At 64.7% G+C, this 17,143-nt stretch carries 13 protein-coding genes and 2 pseudogenes; all 15 read right to left on the reverse strand.

Annotated features, from left to right (window positions below; all coding sequences use genetic code 11):
* Positions 1-189 precede the first annotated feature (189 nt).
* A complete protein-coding gene (locus tag WS70_RS09310) occupies positions 190-483 on the reverse strand; it encodes a hypothetical protein (RefSeq protein ID WP_059470156.1) in 294 nt (97 codons plus the stop codon).
* A gap of 304 nt (positions 484-787) precedes the next feature.
* Positions 788-3,217 (reverse strand): DUF3772 domain-containing protein, encoded by a 2,430-nt coding sequence (locus tag WS70_RS09315; RefSeq protein WP_059470027.1) that lies wholly within the window; start codon positions 3,215-3,217, stop codon positions 788-790.
* 188 nt (positions 3,218-3,405) lie between these two features.
* Positions 3,406-4,829, reverse strand: a pseudogene (locus WS70_RS09325) (4Fe-4S binding protein); the annotation flags it as partial.
* Positions 4,809-4,931 (reverse strand): annotated as a pseudogene (locus tag WS70_RS32125) (ABC transporter ATP-binding protein); the annotation flags it as partial. The pseudogenes WS70_RS32125 and WS70_RS09325, both read right to left, overlap by 21 nt.
* 271 nt (positions 4,932-5,202) lie before the next feature.
* Positions 5,203-6,240: an aromatic ring-hydroxylating dioxygenase subunit alpha gene (locus tag WS70_RS09335; RefSeq protein WP_059470155.1), complete on the reverse strand. Its 1,038-nt coding sequence runs from the start codon at positions 6,238-6,240 to the stop codon at positions 5,203-5,205.
* The gene (locus tag WS70_RS09340) at positions 6,240-7,238 is read right to left on the reverse strand and encodes a Rieske 2Fe-2S domain-containing protein (protein WP_059597009.1); all 999 of its coding nucleotides are present in this window, start codon (positions 7,236-7,238) and stop codon (positions 6,240-6,242) included. The genes WS70_RS09335 and WS70_RS09340 overlap by 1 nt, the downstream gene beginning before the upstream one ends.
* A gap of 6 nt (positions 7,239-7,244) precedes the next feature.
* The gene (locus WS70_RS09345) at positions 7,245-8,591 is read right to left on the reverse strand and encodes a cation:proton antiporter (protein ID WP_059597008.1); all 1,347 of its coding nucleotides are present in this window, start codon (positions 8,589-8,591) and stop codon (positions 7,245-7,247) included.
* Between the two features lie 182 nt (positions 8,592-8,773).
* The gene (locus WS70_RS09350) at positions 8,774-10,219 is read right to left on the reverse strand and encodes an NAD(P)/FAD-dependent oxidoreductase (protein ID WP_059470023.1); all 1,446 of its coding nucleotides are present in this window, start codon (positions 10,217-10,219) and stop codon (positions 8,774-8,776) included.
* A 142-nt stretch (positions 10,220-10,361) separates the two neighbouring features.
* Positions 10,362-11,060, reverse strand: a complete 699-nt coding sequence (locus tag WS70_RS09360) for a hypothetical protein (protein ID WP_059470022.1) — start codon at positions 11,058-11,060, stop codon at positions 10,362-10,364.
* A 741-nt stretch (positions 11,061-11,801) separates the two neighbouring features.
* On the reverse strand, positions 11,802-13,199 hold the full coding sequence (gene dbpA, locus WS70_RS09365) for an ATP-dependent RNA helicase DbpA (protein WP_059597007.1): 1,398 nt from the start codon (positions 13,197-13,199) through the stop codon (positions 11,802-11,804).
* On the reverse strand, positions 13,196-13,399 hold the full coding sequence (locus WS70_RS09370; protein ID WP_059470154.1) for a hypothetical protein: 204 nt from the start codon (positions 13,397-13,399) through the stop codon (positions 13,196-13,198). The genes dbpA and WS70_RS09370 overlap by 4 nt, the downstream gene beginning before the upstream one ends.
* 393 nt (positions 13,400-13,792) lie before the next feature.
* Entirely contained in the window at positions 13,793-14,221 is a 429-nt protein-coding gene (locus WS70_RS32775) for a hypothetical protein (protein WP_059597006.1), read from the reverse strand.
* A 67-nt stretch (positions 14,222-14,288) separates the two neighbouring features.
* Complete coding sequence (locus WS70_RS09380) at positions 14,289-14,633, reverse strand: hypothetical protein (protein WP_059470019.1); 345 nt, start codon at positions 14,631-14,633, stop codon at positions 14,289-14,291.
* A gap of 173 nt (positions 14,634-14,806) precedes the next feature.
* The gene (locus WS70_RS09385; RefSeq protein WP_059597134.1) at positions 14,807-16,498 is read right to left on the reverse strand and encodes a phage integrase family protein; all 1,692 of its coding nucleotides are present in this window, start codon (positions 16,496-16,498) and stop codon (positions 14,807-14,809) included.
* 59 nt (positions 16,499-16,557) lie between these two features.
* Positions 16,558-16,749, reverse strand: a complete 192-nt coding sequence (locus WS70_RS31435; RefSeq protein WP_159082875.1) for a hypothetical protein — start codon at positions 16,747-16,749, stop codon at positions 16,558-16,560.
* Positions 16,750-17,143 lie beyond the last annotated feature (394 nt).

The raw sequence follows: 17,143 nt of genomic DNA on the forward strand, positions 1-17,143 counted from the left end.
ACATCGAAATCAAGGGGACCCCGCATAGCGCGACTGCGGCGCGCGTACCTTTCCGTTTGCCTGCGTCGAATGATCTTTGACAATCGCGCGGGGCGCCGGGCTTTCCAAGCCCGAGCATCGCGCGACGAAGTAAACGAGCCGGCCGCGGATCGACGCATGCGGCCGGACGCAGCGGATCAGGCGGTGTCCTCAGTATGGGCGATTGTCGTCGCCGCGGCGGTCGCCGTCGCGCCGATCGTCGCCTCGGTAGCCGCCGCGATTATCGCGCCGGTCATCGTCGCGCCGATCGTATTGTTGCTGCGGATGCGCATGCTCCCATTCGCCGCGGTCCCAGTAGCGGTGGCCGTCCCAATAGCGGTCCCCGTGCCAGCCGATGCCGACATCGACGCCGACACCGACACCGACGGCAGGCTCCGACGGATAGACAGCACATCCCGCAAGCATCGCGCTCGCCAAGAACGGCAGTAAGATCAGTTTTTTCATCGCCATGCAGTCCTTTGAAGTCGGTTCGTATCCCGAATAATAGAAAGCCGGCGAGCGTCGGCGTGTAATGGATTGCAACCGTATATGACGGTAGCCGCGCATGCCCGCTGCCGGGCGCGTCGCGGGAGGCCATGCGGCCGTTCGTCGAGCCGATCCGTGGACGAACGATTTCGGGACGTGCCGTTCGTACAGTTCCCGCCAGCCGTGTTTTCACGACAACGATCAGCCATGTCGCCGCCCGATCGCGCCGCGCCATACACAACGCATGACGCCGCATGACGCGACGCGATCGGGCGCACCCGCATCACTCGTTCGGCGGCGGCAGGTTCTGCACCATCAGCGTCTGCGGATTCGACAGAGGAATGCCCGCCGCGCGCAGCCGCTTCAGGATCTCGAACAGCAGATCGCTCTTCGTCGTTCCGGCGATCCGCGGACTGCCGACGTAGCCCGTCACGCTGAGCGTGATTCCGTCCGGCGTCAGCTGGCTGAACGTGACGGACGGCGCGGGCTTGTCGAGGATCGACGCATGCTCGCGGTACGCGCCGAGCAGCAGGTCGCGCACTTGCTCGGGATCGGTGTTGAGCGGGAACGTGAGCATCAGCGTTGCGACGCCTTGCGTGCTGTTGCCCATCGTCACATTGCGCAGGTTCTGCGAGATCAACTGCGAGTTCGGCACGATCACCGTCGAGCGGTCGGAGAGCTGGATCTCGGTCGCGCGCACGTTGATCCGGCGGATGTCGCCTTCGACGCCCGAGATGCTGATCATGTCGCCGACCTTCACGGGCCGCTCGGTCAGGAGGATCAGCCCGGACACGAAGTTCTTCACGATCTCCTGCAGGCCGAAGCCGATGCCGACGGACAGCGCGCTCACGATCCACGCGAGGTTGTCCCATTTGACGCCGAGGAGCGACAGCGTGAGCAGCACGATCGCGACGTAGCCGAGATTGCTGAACAGCGTGATGAGCGACGCGCGCATGCCCGGGTCCATGCCGGTCGAGGGCAGCAGCTCGTTGTCGAGCCAGCGGCGTATCGAGCGTAGCAGATAGATGCCGATCCCGAGCGCGAGCGCCGCGTTCAGTATCCGGTCGGGCACGATGTTCAGGCGCTGCAGCCTGTCGCCGCCGAACATCGAGATCACGCTCACGAGCAGGTCGTTGGGCGTCGTGCCGAAGCCGCCCGTCAACAGCGCGACGACGGCGACGAGGAGCAGCACGCTTGTGCCGATGCCGGACAGCACGGTCTTCGCCTGGTCGAGATGGCTGTCGTTCAGCCCGAACAGATGCTTGATCAGCTTGCCGCTCGACAGGCTCGCGGAGAACGCGCTCGCGCACAGATCGCGCGTGAGGCGGGTCAGCAGATACAGGCTGCCGAGCACGATCTCGAACCAGACGAGCTCGTAGGTCAGAAAACGTGCGACCGAGATGTAGCCGACCAGCAGCGCGACGAACGCCGCGACGACGGTCAGCGTGACGCCCGCGTGGATCAGCCCGGCGAGCGTCGAGCGCGCCTCGGGGGGCTCGCCCGCCGCGGCGAGCGCGGTGCGCACGCGGTTCGCGCGCAGCAGCGACGCGCCGATCGTCACGGCGACGACGAGCGACACGATCCCGCGGCCGAACAGCGTGACCTGCAGGCTCGTGTCGGCCGTCCTGTTCAACTGCTCGAGCGCACCCGCAACGAGCAGGAGCGCTGCGAGAATCACCGGAAACGGCCGCATTGCGAGCGCGACTTCGTCGGCGAGCGCGGGCAGGCGCCATGTCGGATGGCGTGTGCACAACAGCGCGCGGCCGAGCCCCGCGATCAGCGCGCAGGTCAGCGCGAGCTTTGCGAGTTCGTCGGCGAAGTCCTGCAGCGCGCTCGACAGCGCGTAGTCGCGCGTGAGCGCGAGATAGACGAACTGCACCGCGATGCCTGTCGTCACGACGCTCGACAGCGCGACCGACGTCGCGAGCGCGCTGCGCCGCACGCGGGTCGCCGGCAGCTTGGTCAGGCTGAACCACGCGAGCGCGCGTTCGATGAGTCGTCTGCCGATCGTCCATACCGCGAGCGCGGCGGCGAGCAGGAGCGCGGTGCCGATCCGCCGGCCCGGCTCCCACGCCGCGTGCAGCACTTGCGCGATCTGCGCGCTGAACGCGTCGAGCTCCTGACGATCATCGTCCGACGGGCGGAAGAGCGGCGTCCAGAACTGCGCGCCGAGGATGCTGCCCGAGCGCAGCGCGAGCTGATCGCGCAACAGGCTGCGACGCAGCTTCGAATATTGCTGGGTCAGGTTCGCGAGGCTGTCCTTTTCGTCGGCGGCCTGCTTCAGCGCGGCGTCGAGCTGCGTTTTGCGCGTATTCAGATCCGCGCGCTGCCGCGCGACGGCGGCCGTTTCGGGCGCGGCGCCCGGCGCGGGCGGCGGCCCGAGCACGTCGAGCTGCGCCTGCAACTGCGCACGCACGGGCACGAGCGCGGCCGTCAGCTTCTCCACGTCGGAGGTCAGCGTTTGCGTCGCTTCGTCGAGCCCGCTCAACTGCTTGCCCGTCGTCGCGGTCGACGCCTGCTGCTTGATCCGGTCGAGCGCGGCCTGCACGCGCTTGAGCTCGGCGACTGCTTCGTCGCGCGAGATCGTCGGCGCGGGCGGTACGGTCACGCCGGACGCGAGGTCGACGGCCGCCGCCGCGGGCAGCACGGCGCAGAGCAGATGCAATAGGAAGGCGAGCGCGACACATCGCGCGAATTTCGGATGACGGACCATCGGGAAACCTTACAGATCGGTTGCGCGAACGGACAACCGGGATGCGCTGTAGATTGCCACGGTTTTTCGGCTTGCGTATTGCCGACGACAAACCGAAACAACTGAAAGGAAAACGAAACAGTTGAAGGGCATCGCGCCGTGCATGCTGCGCGCCGGAGCGGCGCGCAGCATCGGCGGTCACGTGCGCGTCAAATCTGCTCGATCGGAATGTACCGTCCGTCCTTGCCGACGGGAGAGAGCGGCAAGCCGGCCCTCTCGCGGTGCTTTCTTTCCTTCGACAGCGGCGGGCAGCTTTGCTCGTCGCAGTACATGACCATGCAATCGAGGCACAGCAGGCACTCATCGGATCGATCCGGCCGGCGGGATCGATCGCTTGCGACCCGCAGCCGACCGCGCACGCATGGCAGGTCGTGCATTCCGGCTTGCCGCGCAGCTTGAAGATCCGCAAGCGCCCGGGCAGCGCGAGGCTCGCGCCGAGCAGGCACCGATACTTGCAGAACGGCCGCTCGACGAAGATCGATGCGCCGACGACGAAGGTCCAGAACGGCACGAACGGCCAGGCGCGGTTGAGAGCGCCGACGACGAAGGTCGTCTTGAACGGCTCGATTTTGGCGAGCTTCTCGGCCCACGGCATCGCAAAGAACGACACGACGAGCAGCGTGGCGAACACCACGGACTTGAGCTTGCGCAGTCGGTTGTGCCACGGCGCGGGCAGCTTGCGCTGCCACTTCTGCAGGCCCGTCGCATGCGCGATCTTGTAGATGAGCTCGGAGAGCAAACCGAACGGGCACATCGAGCCGCAGAAGAGACCGCGGCCCCAGACGATCACCGTCGCGGCGATCACGATCCAGAAGACGAAGATGAGCGGATCGGACAGGAACAGCGCCCAGTTTCAGCCGCTCGCAAGCAAATGAACGAGCGTCAGCACCTGCGTGATCGATGGCTGCGCCATCTAGTAACCGCCGGCGAAGCCGATCGCGATCAGCCAGCTCACGGTCTTCGGCCAGGACACCCAGCGCTTGTCGGCGCGCTTCGCGCGGCGCACCCAGCGCTCGCGTCGCGAAGAACAGCACGACGGCGAGCGTCCGGCCGACGAAGACGGACGAAGACGGCGATTTCGACGCGCTTGCCCGTCCACGCCTTGCGCCAGCCACGCGGGCGCGTCTTCGTCGACGTGCGGACGGCCCGCCCGCGAGAACCTCGCCCGGCAGCCCGTACGGCGACGCGACCGTGGAGAAGGTCTTCGCGCCGGTTTGCTTGTCGGAGCGATGGCCGAGGAACGCGAACTTCCATGGATACGCGGCGCTGAACTTCGTGCCGCGCACGATGAAAAGCGCGTGCTCGCCGGACTGCAGCCGGCTCATCAGCTGCGCGTACTCGTAGTCGCTGAGGATGCTCTTGCCGATCGCAGGCGCATTCACATTCAGGTAGCCGTAGTAGAGATCGAGATAAGGCGCGCCGTGTCCGGCGCGTCGACGTCGGCTGGCCGGATCGTCAGGTGCGCGATCGCGCTGCGCTCGACGAGCGCCTGCCACGCATAGCGCGTATTCGACGGCAGCAGCCTCGCCTGCGGCAGCACTGTTTCCTTCACGATGCCGACCTGTTCGAGGAGCGGCGCACCGGCGGTCGCGTCGACGCCTTTCAGCCGCGCGACGAAACGCAGCGTTTCGAGCACGGTCAGGTTGTCGTAGAGCGCGACGTTTTCCGGCAGATAGCGCGATGCCGGATCCGGCGGGCCGTTCGCCGCCCGCGAATCCGCCGCTTGCGTGAGTGGCGCGCGGGCGAATCCGCTTGACCGACGGCGGAGCGGCCGTTGTCGGTGGGGCCGGCAGGCGCGTCATCGATATCCGAACCGGGACGTTCGCCTCGCTCGGGACGGCAACCGAGCGTTCGAATTTCTATGCGGCCGCGCCACTCGTCGCTCACCCGCGCCGCATCGACGGCCTGGGCTTCGCAGGCGACGGAGTCAGGGCGCGACGCGCGCGCTAGCAGGACGGCATGCCGAGAATGCCTCGCGCGTCCTGGCCGGGGAGCGCGTCGGCGGCGTACGAGAAATCGCCGTCGCGCTGTCGTTTGGCGAGTTGCTGCAACAGGACCCGATAGCGCAGGCCCGCGCGGTCGAAGCGTGAAAACAGATCGCGTCGCTCGCCGGCGTCCTGATAGCGACCGCTCTGCGGGCCGACCATGCGGTTGTCCTGCGGCGCGACGACATATGGCGTCAACGGCATCAGCACGCGCAGCGGCCAGGGCGCGGACGTCGCGTTCAACGCGAAGCTGAGCCGGCAGCGGTCGCGCGACTCCGGCAGGCACGGATGGAACAACGGCAGGTCGGTGCCCGGCGTGTAACGTCCGTACGCGAGCGCGACCGAGCTGCGCACGTGCACGTGGATCACGGCGTGAACATCCTGATGCTTCGCGCGCACGCCGCCGAACCAGCGCATGATCGGCGCGACCGATTTGTTCGTGCAGCGCCGGATCATCGTCACGGTCTCGGACGTGAACTGCACGTCGATCCGGTCCTCGTCGGATTGCTCGTTGCCGAGCACGTTCGCATGCAGGAAGTCCGCGTGCGTCAGATCAAGCAGGTTTTCGACGAGCAGCGGCGAGCAGCAGTCGAGACGGACGTTGCCCTGCATGTACGTCGGCAGTCCGCCGTCGCGCGGCAGGAACGGCACGTCGGGCACGAGCGCGTCGCTCGCGTCTTCGGGATCGCCGTACCAGATCCATACGTAACCGTACCGTTCGAGCACCGGATAGCGTCCGGCGGCATTGATCGGCGAATCGGGAGCGGGGCGTGTCGGGGCCGGCAGGCCGGGGTGCCATCGCGACGCGTGGACGCGGCTGCCGGCGCGCCACAGATAGCAAGGCTGCGAATGAATCTGCCAGCGCGATGCGCGCTCGCCGACCTCGAATGTGTGAGCGAGCGGAAACCACGCATTGCGCAGCCGAATCCGGTTGGGCAGCCAATCGTCTTCGTTCCGGCGGCTTGCCGTACCGGTGTCTTCGTCGTCGATGGTCGGCATCATCGGTTCCTCGCACAAGGTGATCGATCGACGCCCACCGAGCTCGCGCACGCCGTTTGCGGGCGTGGCCAGGCGCGCGAGCACGACACGTCGAGCTTCGACAGTGCGCGGCCGTCGATGTGTTCGAGCATCGCGAACGGCGAACGGCGCAGGCGGGCCCACAGGCGAAACAATGCCGCGCCGGCCCCGCCCGTATCCGCGGCGACGCCGCCGCGCCACAAGACGTTCGTCGTGCCGCGGGCCGCGGGCACGATGGCGATCGACGCCCACAGCATCGGCGCGCCGTCGCGCATGTCGAGCGCGACCGACGCGAGCGCGCCGTCCTGCGGCGACGTGAGCCGAAGTGTCCACGGATAACGCGCGCCGAACCGATGATTACGCCGGCGCGTTGCCCACGTGACGCCGCGCTCCATGCCGACCCGGCCGTCGTGCGGCTCCGGATCCGCGATCACGTAGTCCGTGATTCGCAGGCCCGCGATGCGCATCAGCAAATGCGGACCGTCGGCCAGCGCGGCGACGTATTCGTCGCACGCGACGGCTACCGTCGCCGAGCCTGCGAATCGCTGCGTGCAACGCGATGGGGGCGAGGTCGCGTCGGCCGGCTCACTCGCGTCGACGCCGTGCGTCGCACGTCCCCACACGAAGCCGTCGCGCTCGAGCGTCTCGTATGCGCGCGCAACGTAGTGCGCCGGCACCCGTTCGTGCTCCGACAGATTGGGAATCGCGACGCATGCGCCCGTCGCGCCGTCGTAGATCCAGCCGTGATAGCCGCACTGCAGCCGGCCGTCAGGCGTTATGCGTCCGAGCGACAGCGGCGCGCGGCGATGCACGCAACGATCCTCCATCGCGCGCACGGCGTCCGATGCGTCGCGATACAGCACGAGCGGCTGCCCCATGCAGACGACGCCGAGCGGCGCCTTGCCGGTCACCTGCTCGGACAGCGCGAGCGGCAGCCAGCGCGCCGTGGAATCGGAAAAAAGCGGAACGACGGTATCCATGGGCGTTCATCGCGATGGTCGCGATGCCTCCGGCAATCCCGGCAGATGCGTATCCTCGTTGGGGTCTTGGCGGGCGGCGCGGGCCTGCGGCGCTGGAAATTCCACAGGCGAATCGTCGACGGTCATGCGCGGCGCTTGCGGCCGATGCCGCTTCGCGAGCCGATGGGTCGACATCGCGCTCAGCCACGTCATCGTCAGCGTCGCGATCAGCAATACCGTGTACAGCGAAGCCGGGATGATCCGCAACTGCAGACCGATCGCGAGGACCATCAGCTCGACGGTCCCGCGGCAGTTCATCAGCACGCCGATCAACGTCGCCTCCGCGCGATCGATGCCGCACAGTCGCGCGCCGGCGTAGCAGCCGCCGAACTTCGCCGCGATGCCGCCGATCAGGAAGACGACGAGCCAGCCCCACGTCGCGCCTGTGTCGAGCGCCGAAAACGAAGCCTGAAGCCCCATGCTGACGAAGAACAGCGGGATCAGGACGAGATCGGCCAGCCCTGCGAAGCGCGCGTTCCACAACTGCCGCAGATCGTCCCGGCCCGACAGGTTGGCGGCCGCGACGAGCGCGCCGAACGCGCTATGAAAGCCGAGCCGCGACGCGGCCCACGACGACAGCAGCACGTAGCACAGCGCGCAGATCAACGTCGCGGAATCGCTTCCGGCCCGGCGCGCACGATCGAGCAGCGAGAGGGCGATCTTGCGCACGAGCGTGACCGACACGACGAAGAACACGATGAGCAGACACACCGCGCGCACCGTCGATACCGGCGACAGGCCCGATGTCGCGATTGCGCCGACGGCGGCGAGAATCAGCCAGCTGAACGCGTCGGTCAACGTCGCCGCGAGTATCGACACCGTCGCCGAAGGGCGGTCTGCGATGCGCGCGTCGGAAACGATGCGCATCATGACGGGCAGCGCCGAAACGGATAATGCGATCCCGCAGAACAGCACGTAGGCGAGAGGCGACGCCTGCGGCTGGAACGCGCCGGACGACGCGACCGCGATCGCGCAGCCGGTCGCGAACGGCAACGCCATTCCGAATCCCGCGACGACGGTCGCGACGAGCGCGGCCGAGCGCTTTTGCGGAATCTTCCAGGTAATGTGCATGCCCGTCTGAAACATCAGGAACACGAGCCCGAGTTCGCCGAGCCGCGTGAGAATCGCGGCCGAATCCTGGCCGAGCCGCATACCGAATCCGCTCACGGCGAGCGCGCCGAATGCGGACGGGCCGAGCAGCAGCCCGGCGAGCAGCTCGCCGACGACGCGGCCTTGCCCCAGCCGTTGTGCGAGCGCGCCGAGCACGGATGCCACGACGATCACGATGCACAGTTGCAATATCCAGTCAGCCATCTTTCGTCGCTTCCTCGGCCTTGCCTTCTTGCCTTCTTGCGTTCGATGAGTGCCGGCGGTGCGTGCGCGGTCGCGCCGCCGGCATGCGCGTCGCGCGCCGACGGCACCGGGCCGGCCCGCGCGGGCGGCCGGCTCCGGCCATGCCGGCCGCTCGACGCGAGCGCGGCGGCTGCGCGCGCGGGCTATACCGCGGCGGCGACCCGCTGCAGGCCGAGCCGCGGCCTCGTCGACACGTACAGTCCGTCGAGCGCCATGTTTTGCGACAGGCAGGGCAGGCCCTCGATCGCGTCGAAGAATCGCGCGTTGTCCTCGACTTCCGAACTGCCGATCGCAGCGGCGAGCGCGCCCTTGTCCTTGCGAAGCGCGAGATTCTGATCGATGCGGCGGGACATTTCGCCCATCAGGTGCGACGTGGCCTGCTCGACGTCGGCGATGTCCTCGAGGCCGGACACGAGATTCAGGAACGCGCGCCGGATGTCGCCCGCCTCGATCGTGTAGTGGCTCAGCTCGTCGGCCTTGCTGTAGTAGCCGAGCTTGCCGTGCGCTTCGTAGAACGTCTGCACGAACACGAGAAAGCGCAGGTACGCCTGCTGATAGCTGTCGCGATAGTATGCAGCGGCCTCCCGCTCAGACACTTCGTCACGCAGGATGCTGGCGAGCGACGCGGCGGCGAGCATCCCGCTGTACATCGCGAGGTGGACGCCCGTGGACAGCAGCGGGTCGAGGAAGCACGCGGCGTCGCCGGACAGGAAATAGCCGTCGCCCGCGAACGAATCGCAGGTGTACGAATAGTCTTGCTCGGTCTTGAGCGGCGTGACGAGGCGCGCGTGCTGCGTCAGCTTCGTCATCACCGGGCTCAGCGCGAGCGCGCGCTCGTAGACCTGCTCGAGCGAACCGGACCGCTTCGCCTCGACGAATGCATCGCGGTGCATGACGACGCCGACGCTCGTTGGACGATCGGCGAGCGGTATCGCCCACCACCAGCCGTCCGGAATCGAGCTCACGAGAATCGACCCCGGCGCGCAGTCGTCGGGCCATGCGAGGCCTTCCCAGTAGCCCCATGCCGCGACGTTTCGGAAGATCTCATGGAATTTGCGATTGTCCAGGTATCGGGTCGACATCAGTCCGTTGCGTCCCGACGCGTCGACGAGATGATCGAACTCGACGGTGGTCGTCTCGTCGGCGCCTTGCGCGACGCACAGTGCCGCGCAAGGGCGACCGTCGTCGAACCGGATCTCGCGCACGCTCACGCCTTCGTGCACCTTTGCGCCGACCGTTCGCGCATGCTGCAGCAGCAATTGATCGAATTCCTCGCGGCGCACCTGGTAGCTGTAGTGATAGGCGCCGCCGAGCTCGCCGAAATCGAGTTTCCAGGTCTCGCCTTTCCAGTTGAAGTAGGCGCCCGGTTTGCGTTGGAAGCCGTGCCGGTCGAACGTGTCGCGCGCGCCCATCAGCGTGAGGATTTCGAGGCACGACGGCAGCAGCGATTCGCCGATGTGATAGCGGGGGAATATTTCCTTGTCGACCAGCGTGACATCGATGCCTTCTCGAGCGAGAAATGCCGCAGCGGTCGCACCGGCCGGACCGCCGCCGATGACAAGGACTTTTGTGCGATTCGGAAGACGCATGTTTGCTTCTCCTTGTATTGGGGAACGTCATGTTCACGAGCGGATCCTGCCGTCCGGCGCGGCAATTCGATTCCGATCGCTTAATGATTGAGCCGGACTTCGGTCTCGCGAGAGTCATGCCCGGGCGGTGCCCGGGTTCTTGTCAATTGGCGAGCGCGAGTTTGTTGACCTCGTACTTGTAATCGAGGAAGGCAAGGAAACTGCGGAAGTGATCGTCGACGATCGCCAGCGCATCCGCATGCTTGTCGGCGGACAGCCTCTGATCATGGAAGATCGATTCGTTGATCGAATGATCGAGCTCGCTGTCGATGTGCTCCGCACCCAGATAGCGAAGCGTATTGCCCGTGTCCGCCTCGTAGGCCGCCGCGAGCTTGCGCGATGTCGTGAAGAAAACCTTCGACGTCGCTTCGCCGGCTTCCATCGATGCCATTTTCAGCAGCGGGCAGTCGCCGCACCGCCGCGCGCGAGACACGAGCGAATACATGTACTTCCGCACGGGCGCGCCGAGATCGTCCCAGATCACACTGATTGCGCTTTCGCAATCGACGGCTCTACCGTTTACACCGAGCGTCTTGATATCCGAAACCATCATGTGCCAGTGCTCGGTGTCGACGTCGACATGATCATTGATCGCGTTTTGCAAGTCGTTTTCCGGCTTTTCGTAGTGGTAATACATTCGATTGATGTCGCGAAACGTCATCGCCAAATGAATCAGCAACGGCGACCATACGCGCATCATTTGCTTGATTTGGGGAAGGGTGACTGCTTCGAGTTGCGGAAAGACCGGATGATCGAGGAGTGCTGCCTTTTTTTTGCGAATTGTCGCGAGAATTTCCCTCATGACGAAAACTCCTGTTATGAATGAGTTGTATCGCTGCGGGTTTTTGATCGAGGCCGGGATTATGACCGAATTGTTATGCCTCACGAGGAGTCTAGATAGATATCCGGAGATGTCAATAAAAGGGGCAGAGGATTTTTAAAAACAGTGAGAATTGGTAGTTTCTGTAATTTGAAGATTGGTGAAAATTATCTTTTGATTTCTATGTTGGAGTGTTGTTTTGTGGATTGAGTGGTTAATAATTGCAGAAATAGATAAATAGGCTGGCATCCGAATAGCGTGAATAAAGATGCCGGAAGTTTTGGTTTTTGATTCGATTGTGTTGACCATGGCGCGAAATTTCAAAATCCAGGCAAGAGGAAACAATCGGTCGATCTATTGAAAAGAATCCTTCGACATACCGGTGGCTCGGGGATGAAAGCCAAAGCGAAAGGCGTGGCGGCGGAGGGACGCCGTGCGGTTTGTTGTGCTTGTCGTCGGCGAAGCAGGGTGGCGCGCTCCGCGTTCAGTTCATGATCGAACGCTGATGAGCCGACATGATCGGCTCAGTATTTGAATGCGGCGATGGCTTCCATTGGATACACAACGGCAGGCAGCAGCCTGCGTTTGGCGGATTTCGCGGTGGGAAACTTGGCAGAGTAGGCCGCCTGACGCGCGCGCCGGCGCCTTTCATGACCGGCGCCCAATGAACCTTTGCTCATTGGGCGCTGGCGGAATGCATCGAGTCGGCCGGCGCGCCGCGCGTCATTCATCCATCAGCCGAACCTTCACCTTCTTGCCCTTTACCTTGCCCGCGCCGAGCTTGCGCAGCGCATCGCGCGCGACGCTGCGCTCGACCGCCACGTACGTCGAAAACTCGGTCACATTGATCTTGCCGATCTGCGCGCCGCTAAAGCCCGCTTCGCCCGTCAGCGCGCCAAGCACATCGCCGGGACGAATCTTCTCCTTGCGTCCGCCGAGAATCTGCAGCGTTTCCATCGGCGGCAACAGCGGGGCATCGCTCTCGGCTTCGAGCTCGGCAAGCGGATGCCATTCGACATCGCGCTTTTGCGCCTGCTCGATGCTGCCGACGCGCCCCATCTCGTTCATGCTCACGAGACTCAGTGCCCAGCCGTCCTGATCCGCGCGGCCCGTACGGCCGATGCGATGCACGTGCACTTCGGGATCGGGTGTCACGTCGACGTTGATCACCGCTTCGAGTTGCGCGATGTCGAGACCGCGCGCGGCCACGTCGGTCGCGACGAGCACCGAGCAACTGCGGTTCGCAAACTGGATCAGCACCTGGTCGCGTTCGCGCTGGTCGAGCTCGCCGTGCAGCGCGAGCGCATGAAAACCCTGCGCGCGCAGCACGTCGAGCAGATCGCGGCATTGTTGTTTCGTGTTGCAGAACGCAAGCGTGCTCACGGGACGATAGTGATTCAGCAGCATGCCGACTGCGTGCAGCCGCTCGTCTTCGGTCACTTCGTAGAAGCGCTGGCGAATCTTGCTGTCGTCGTGACGCGCTTCGAGCTTCACTTCCTTCGGATTGCGCAGAAATTGCTGGCTCAGCGTGGCGATGCCGTCCGGGTACGTCGCCGAGAACAGCAGCGTTTGACGTTCTTTCGGGCACTGACGCGCCACTGTCGCGATATCGTCGAAGAAGCCCATGTCGAGCATCCGGTCCGCTTCGTCGAGCACGAGCGTATTCAGTGCGCCGAGCGCGAGGCTGCCGCGCTCCAGGTGGTCCATGATGCGCCCCGGCGTGCCGACGACGATATGCGCGCCATGTTCGAGGCTCGCCGTCTGCGGCCGCATCGGCGTGCCGCCGCATAGCGTCAGCACCTTGACGTTCTCCTCTGCGCGCGCGAGGCGGCGGATTTCCTGCGTGACCTGATCGGCGAGTTCACGCGTCGGACAGAGGACCATCGCTTGCACGTCGAAGCGGCGTGCGTCGAGCCGGGCGAGCAACGGGAGCGAGAATGCCGCTGTTTTGCCGCTCCCGGTCTTCGCCTGCGCGATCAGGTCGTGCCCCGCGAGCGCAATCGGCAGGCTTGCCGCCTGGATCGGCGTCATGTCGACATAGCCGAGCTGCGTGAGATTGGCGAGCGTGGCGGGCGCGAGCGAAAGCGCGCTGAAAGGCGTGGCGGTCGGTTTGTTCGTCATGTCGTAGCGTCGGGTTGGATGAACGGACGGCCTTCGAGTTGCTCGTAGACGATCGTGCCGTCGTCGGCGTCGAACCGCTCGACGTAGTTGCGCGCGCCGCACAGCGGGCAGCGGAACAGCAGTCCTTGGCCTTCGTCCTTGATGGCGACGTCCGACTGCTCCCACTGCGTGCCGCAGCTTTGGTTTCTACAAGTAAACACGGTCATTCTCCCGCTGGATTCTGTTGCGCGCCTTCGCTGGTTCGAGTGAAGACGCGTGCGTTGCGCGGCCACGGCGTGTTTGATCCGGATGAAGGGACGGATGCCACGCGGCCGTTCGCTTGATGTTTCGTCGAGGTGGATGATTGATCAGGCGGCGATGGAAGATCGCGCATGCCGTGATTTTAACGGATGCGCGAGACGGGACCGCCGGCGGTGCTGCCGCGTCGCGCCTGAAGCCATCACAGGTACGGCGACGGGATGAACGGGGCAGGCTGGCCGCCGACCGCTTGAGGGTTGGCCGGGATTCGTGAAATTTTCGCCAAAATCACCTTGATTCGATGATTTAAAAGGGAAATTTCAACATTCCGCCGGGCAACTAGGCCACGCGGCCCTTCAGATCCGAGGGCACGGTCGTAGCCCAAGTGCTGCCTCTTCCAGAGCCGTTGCCAGCACCGGCGACGGTGTCCATTGACCGCCTTGTACCTTGAAGCGCGCCGTCGCATCGACGATCTTCGTGTCGCGGCCGTTCCGGCTGCCGCCGGACAAAGTGACATCACCGTGCGCGGCCATGCGTTCCATGATTTGTTCGATGTCGAGCGCGCCGTCGGCATCAAAGGTGACGATCATGAAGTCGCGATACACGCCCCGCGTCGGGACACGGTTCACAAGCTGGACGAGCAGGTTTGCGATGCGCACCCGCTGCCCGGCAAAGGCCGGCAGGCGGTGACTGTCCGGCTGCCCAAGCATTTGCCAGTAGCGCTTGCTAAGCCGGCAGATCGAGTCGTCCGCGGCGATCAGAAATGTCCGGGGCGAGTATCCCATCGTGAGCCAATCGGATCAGTTGAGTGGAGGGCGACATGTTCCTTGACGCCGTCGTTTCCGGACGTAGTCAGTCCGGAGCTGCGGGAGGCTCGAGCACATCGAAAGTGAAATGCACGCCGTGATACCGCTCAGCAGTATAGATGCCGTTCGGCACCTCGGTTGATGGCGTTCCTACGAGCAGCGTCGTCGCGATATCCAGGGTGGCGCACAGGTTGCATAGCAGGCGGGCCGCATTGCGGAAAACCATACTCTTGATCTTGTCGATCCCGAAACCCAAGGCGGTGATGTGCTCGCAAAGAAATACGCCGCCCCATTGATTGTTGTCGAGCTCGTCGATGTGGGCCATCTTCATCAATCGATCGAAGCCGTTATCGTCATCGAGGGCGCACGCGGTCCAGAAATACATTTCCATGGCGACACGTTTCGCCACGATGATTTGCTCACGTGTGATGGAGACTTCATTGTGGCCTCGACGGGGCGCGCAACCCGCGAACAAGGTACGCGTAATTTTCTATCATAAGCCTCGTGGTTATTAAGATGTCGTTTATCAGCGCTGATCTCGCATAAGCGTGTTCGGCCGTAGCGTCAGTTTTTCCGCGCCTCGAACGCTTGGTCGAACTGCCGGGCGCGCCGAACTTCGTCGCTATGCAGGTAGGTCGACGTCGTCGAGATCGACGCGTGACGGAGATTGTCGCGCACCATGATCAGTTCGGCACCACGGGCCAGCGCGTGCGTGGCGTGCGTGTGGCGCACCCAGTGCGGACTCGCGCGCCGAAGCTTTTCGGCTGTCGCCGGCCGTTCGTCGTGAATCGCGTCGGCCGCCAACAAGAAAAAGCGTCGCAACACGCGCCAGAGCCGCGTGCTCTTGATGCCGGCACCATCCTCCTCGAGGTTCGCGACCAGTGGTGTGTCCCGGGCCCAGCGAGTCGGGGTGACCGGCAGTCCCCGCTGTACGAGAGACTGATCCAATGCGGTTCGCGCCAGCGCAGGCAGCGCCACCTTGCCGGGTTTGCCGCCTTTGCCAATCACGTGTAGCCAGTGATCGCCCTGTTCGTCGCGCCGGATGTCGCCGAGCGTCGCGCCGACGAACTCGCTGGCACGCAGGCCGGTCGCGTAACCGAAGTCGAGCAGGAAGCGCAGGCGTTGGGCGGCTGGCGCGCTCCAGCCATACGACCATTCCAGCCCGTCGGCCAGCGCACGGATCAACAGCCACTCGCCTTCGGTGAAGCCACGGGCAACGTCCATCCCCGCGCGCACGGCGGCACCGCGCACCTTGACGCCCGCAAAGGGGTTCGCCAGCACGTAGCGCTGCTCAATCAGCCAGCGGAACATCGCCGACAGGACCGCGAGTGCGTACGCCGCCGACCGTGCCGACAGCGGGCCGCTGAATGGCCGCCATTCGATGCTCTGTCGCGGCCGCGACGGCCCGACCCAACGCTCGCGCGGTGCCGGTCGCCGCAAGAACGCGCGGTACGCGATCGCATCGTCGGTCGTCAGCGACGACAACGCCCGACCGCGTTCGACAATGGCCCACAGGATCAGCCGCTCGGCCTCTTTCCGATAGGCGCGCTGGGTTGCCGCCGATTCGTGCAGGGACAGCCAGGACTGAATCGCTTCATAGTCGTTCGACGCGCTTAGCAGACAGGCCGCCTGCGGGGCCCGGAACAGCCCGCGCGAGCCGTCGACCTCGTGCGGCACATAAATCTGCTCCCACGGCACGACGGTGCTGGACGGTGCCGCGACGATCAAGGCGCGCGCCCGTTCGGTCAGGGCCGGATGTGCAGCGAAGAACGCTTCGACCTGTCGCGCGCCGGCGACCCCGAGACCATCGATCGTCGACCACCAGCGGCGGCGTCGCGGAATCCGCACGGTCAGATCTGCCAGCGTCCGGATACCGTGCGCCTGCAGGGCCGCCACGATACGTGGCGCCAACCATGTGCCGATCTCGTCCGAAATGTGCGGCTCCGGCACGGGAAGGTGCCGAAGTGCGTCGATGGCCCGCGCGACGGCGTCAGCCGACGTCTTGGAGGGGCGGTCGACAAACGCGGCTGCCAGGTCTTCGCGATGACGTGTTCGCGCGAACGCGACGAGTTGCCTGCGAATGCAACTGAGGATGCCGCGCGACGATCCTCCGGCGGCTCGCCGATCGCCCAGATAGCGGGCAACGGCCGCGCGCGCGTCCAGGCCGGCGTACCAGGCGCGCAGTGCGGCTAGCTCGGCCTCATCAGGGAAGCTGGGTTTGCCCGTGTCGGGAGAGGAGGTCTCACGCGTTTTCATGATCACCAGTTTAGATGCATTTCGATGATGGACAGATAATATTGGTTATCGGTCTATCTTCACCAAACTGCTAAAAGTTCCCTTTCCGTTGATGCGGTCACCTGCCCGCTACGGCCGCGATCGGTGAACGCTGGCCCGCAACGATGCAATGCCGCAGCCGTTTGGTAGCGATGCCAGGGAATGGCGGGAGGCTGTTCATCGTGGATCACCAGAATGCGCGCAATCGTCGCCAGTTCGTGGTCAAGCAGCATGCAGCGTTCACCTTGCTGCACACGCGTGACGCGCGCTTCATGAAAGGTTTGTCGCGGCAAGGAGGGATGGCAAGGTGGGAAATCGAAGATGTTATAAGAAATAATTTCATAGATTATTGCAAAAAATGTGCATCTGGCCGTGTGCCGGCCTGAATCTGAAGAAAACCTATGAGCGCGGGCCAAGCGCAAGCTGGAAAGCCGGAAGCGTTCGTTGCGACAAGCCGGACGATCGGGCATGACGAGAGAAATGTGGTTGCCGATACCGACTGAGCAGATCCGCGCGCTGTCGATTGAGAGCCATCTCGCCGATGGCTACCATGCGTGGTGACCTCGGAGACAACGGTGTCAGATCAGTCGCCTGGTGCGCGTTGTTTACCTGGGGTTCACCTGCGGG

The sequence above is a fragment of the Burkholderia mayonis genome (assembly GCF_001523745.2).
Taxonomy (GTDB): domain Bacteria; phylum Pseudomonadota; class Gammaproteobacteria; order Burkholderiales; family Burkholderiaceae; genus Burkholderia; species Burkholderia mayonis.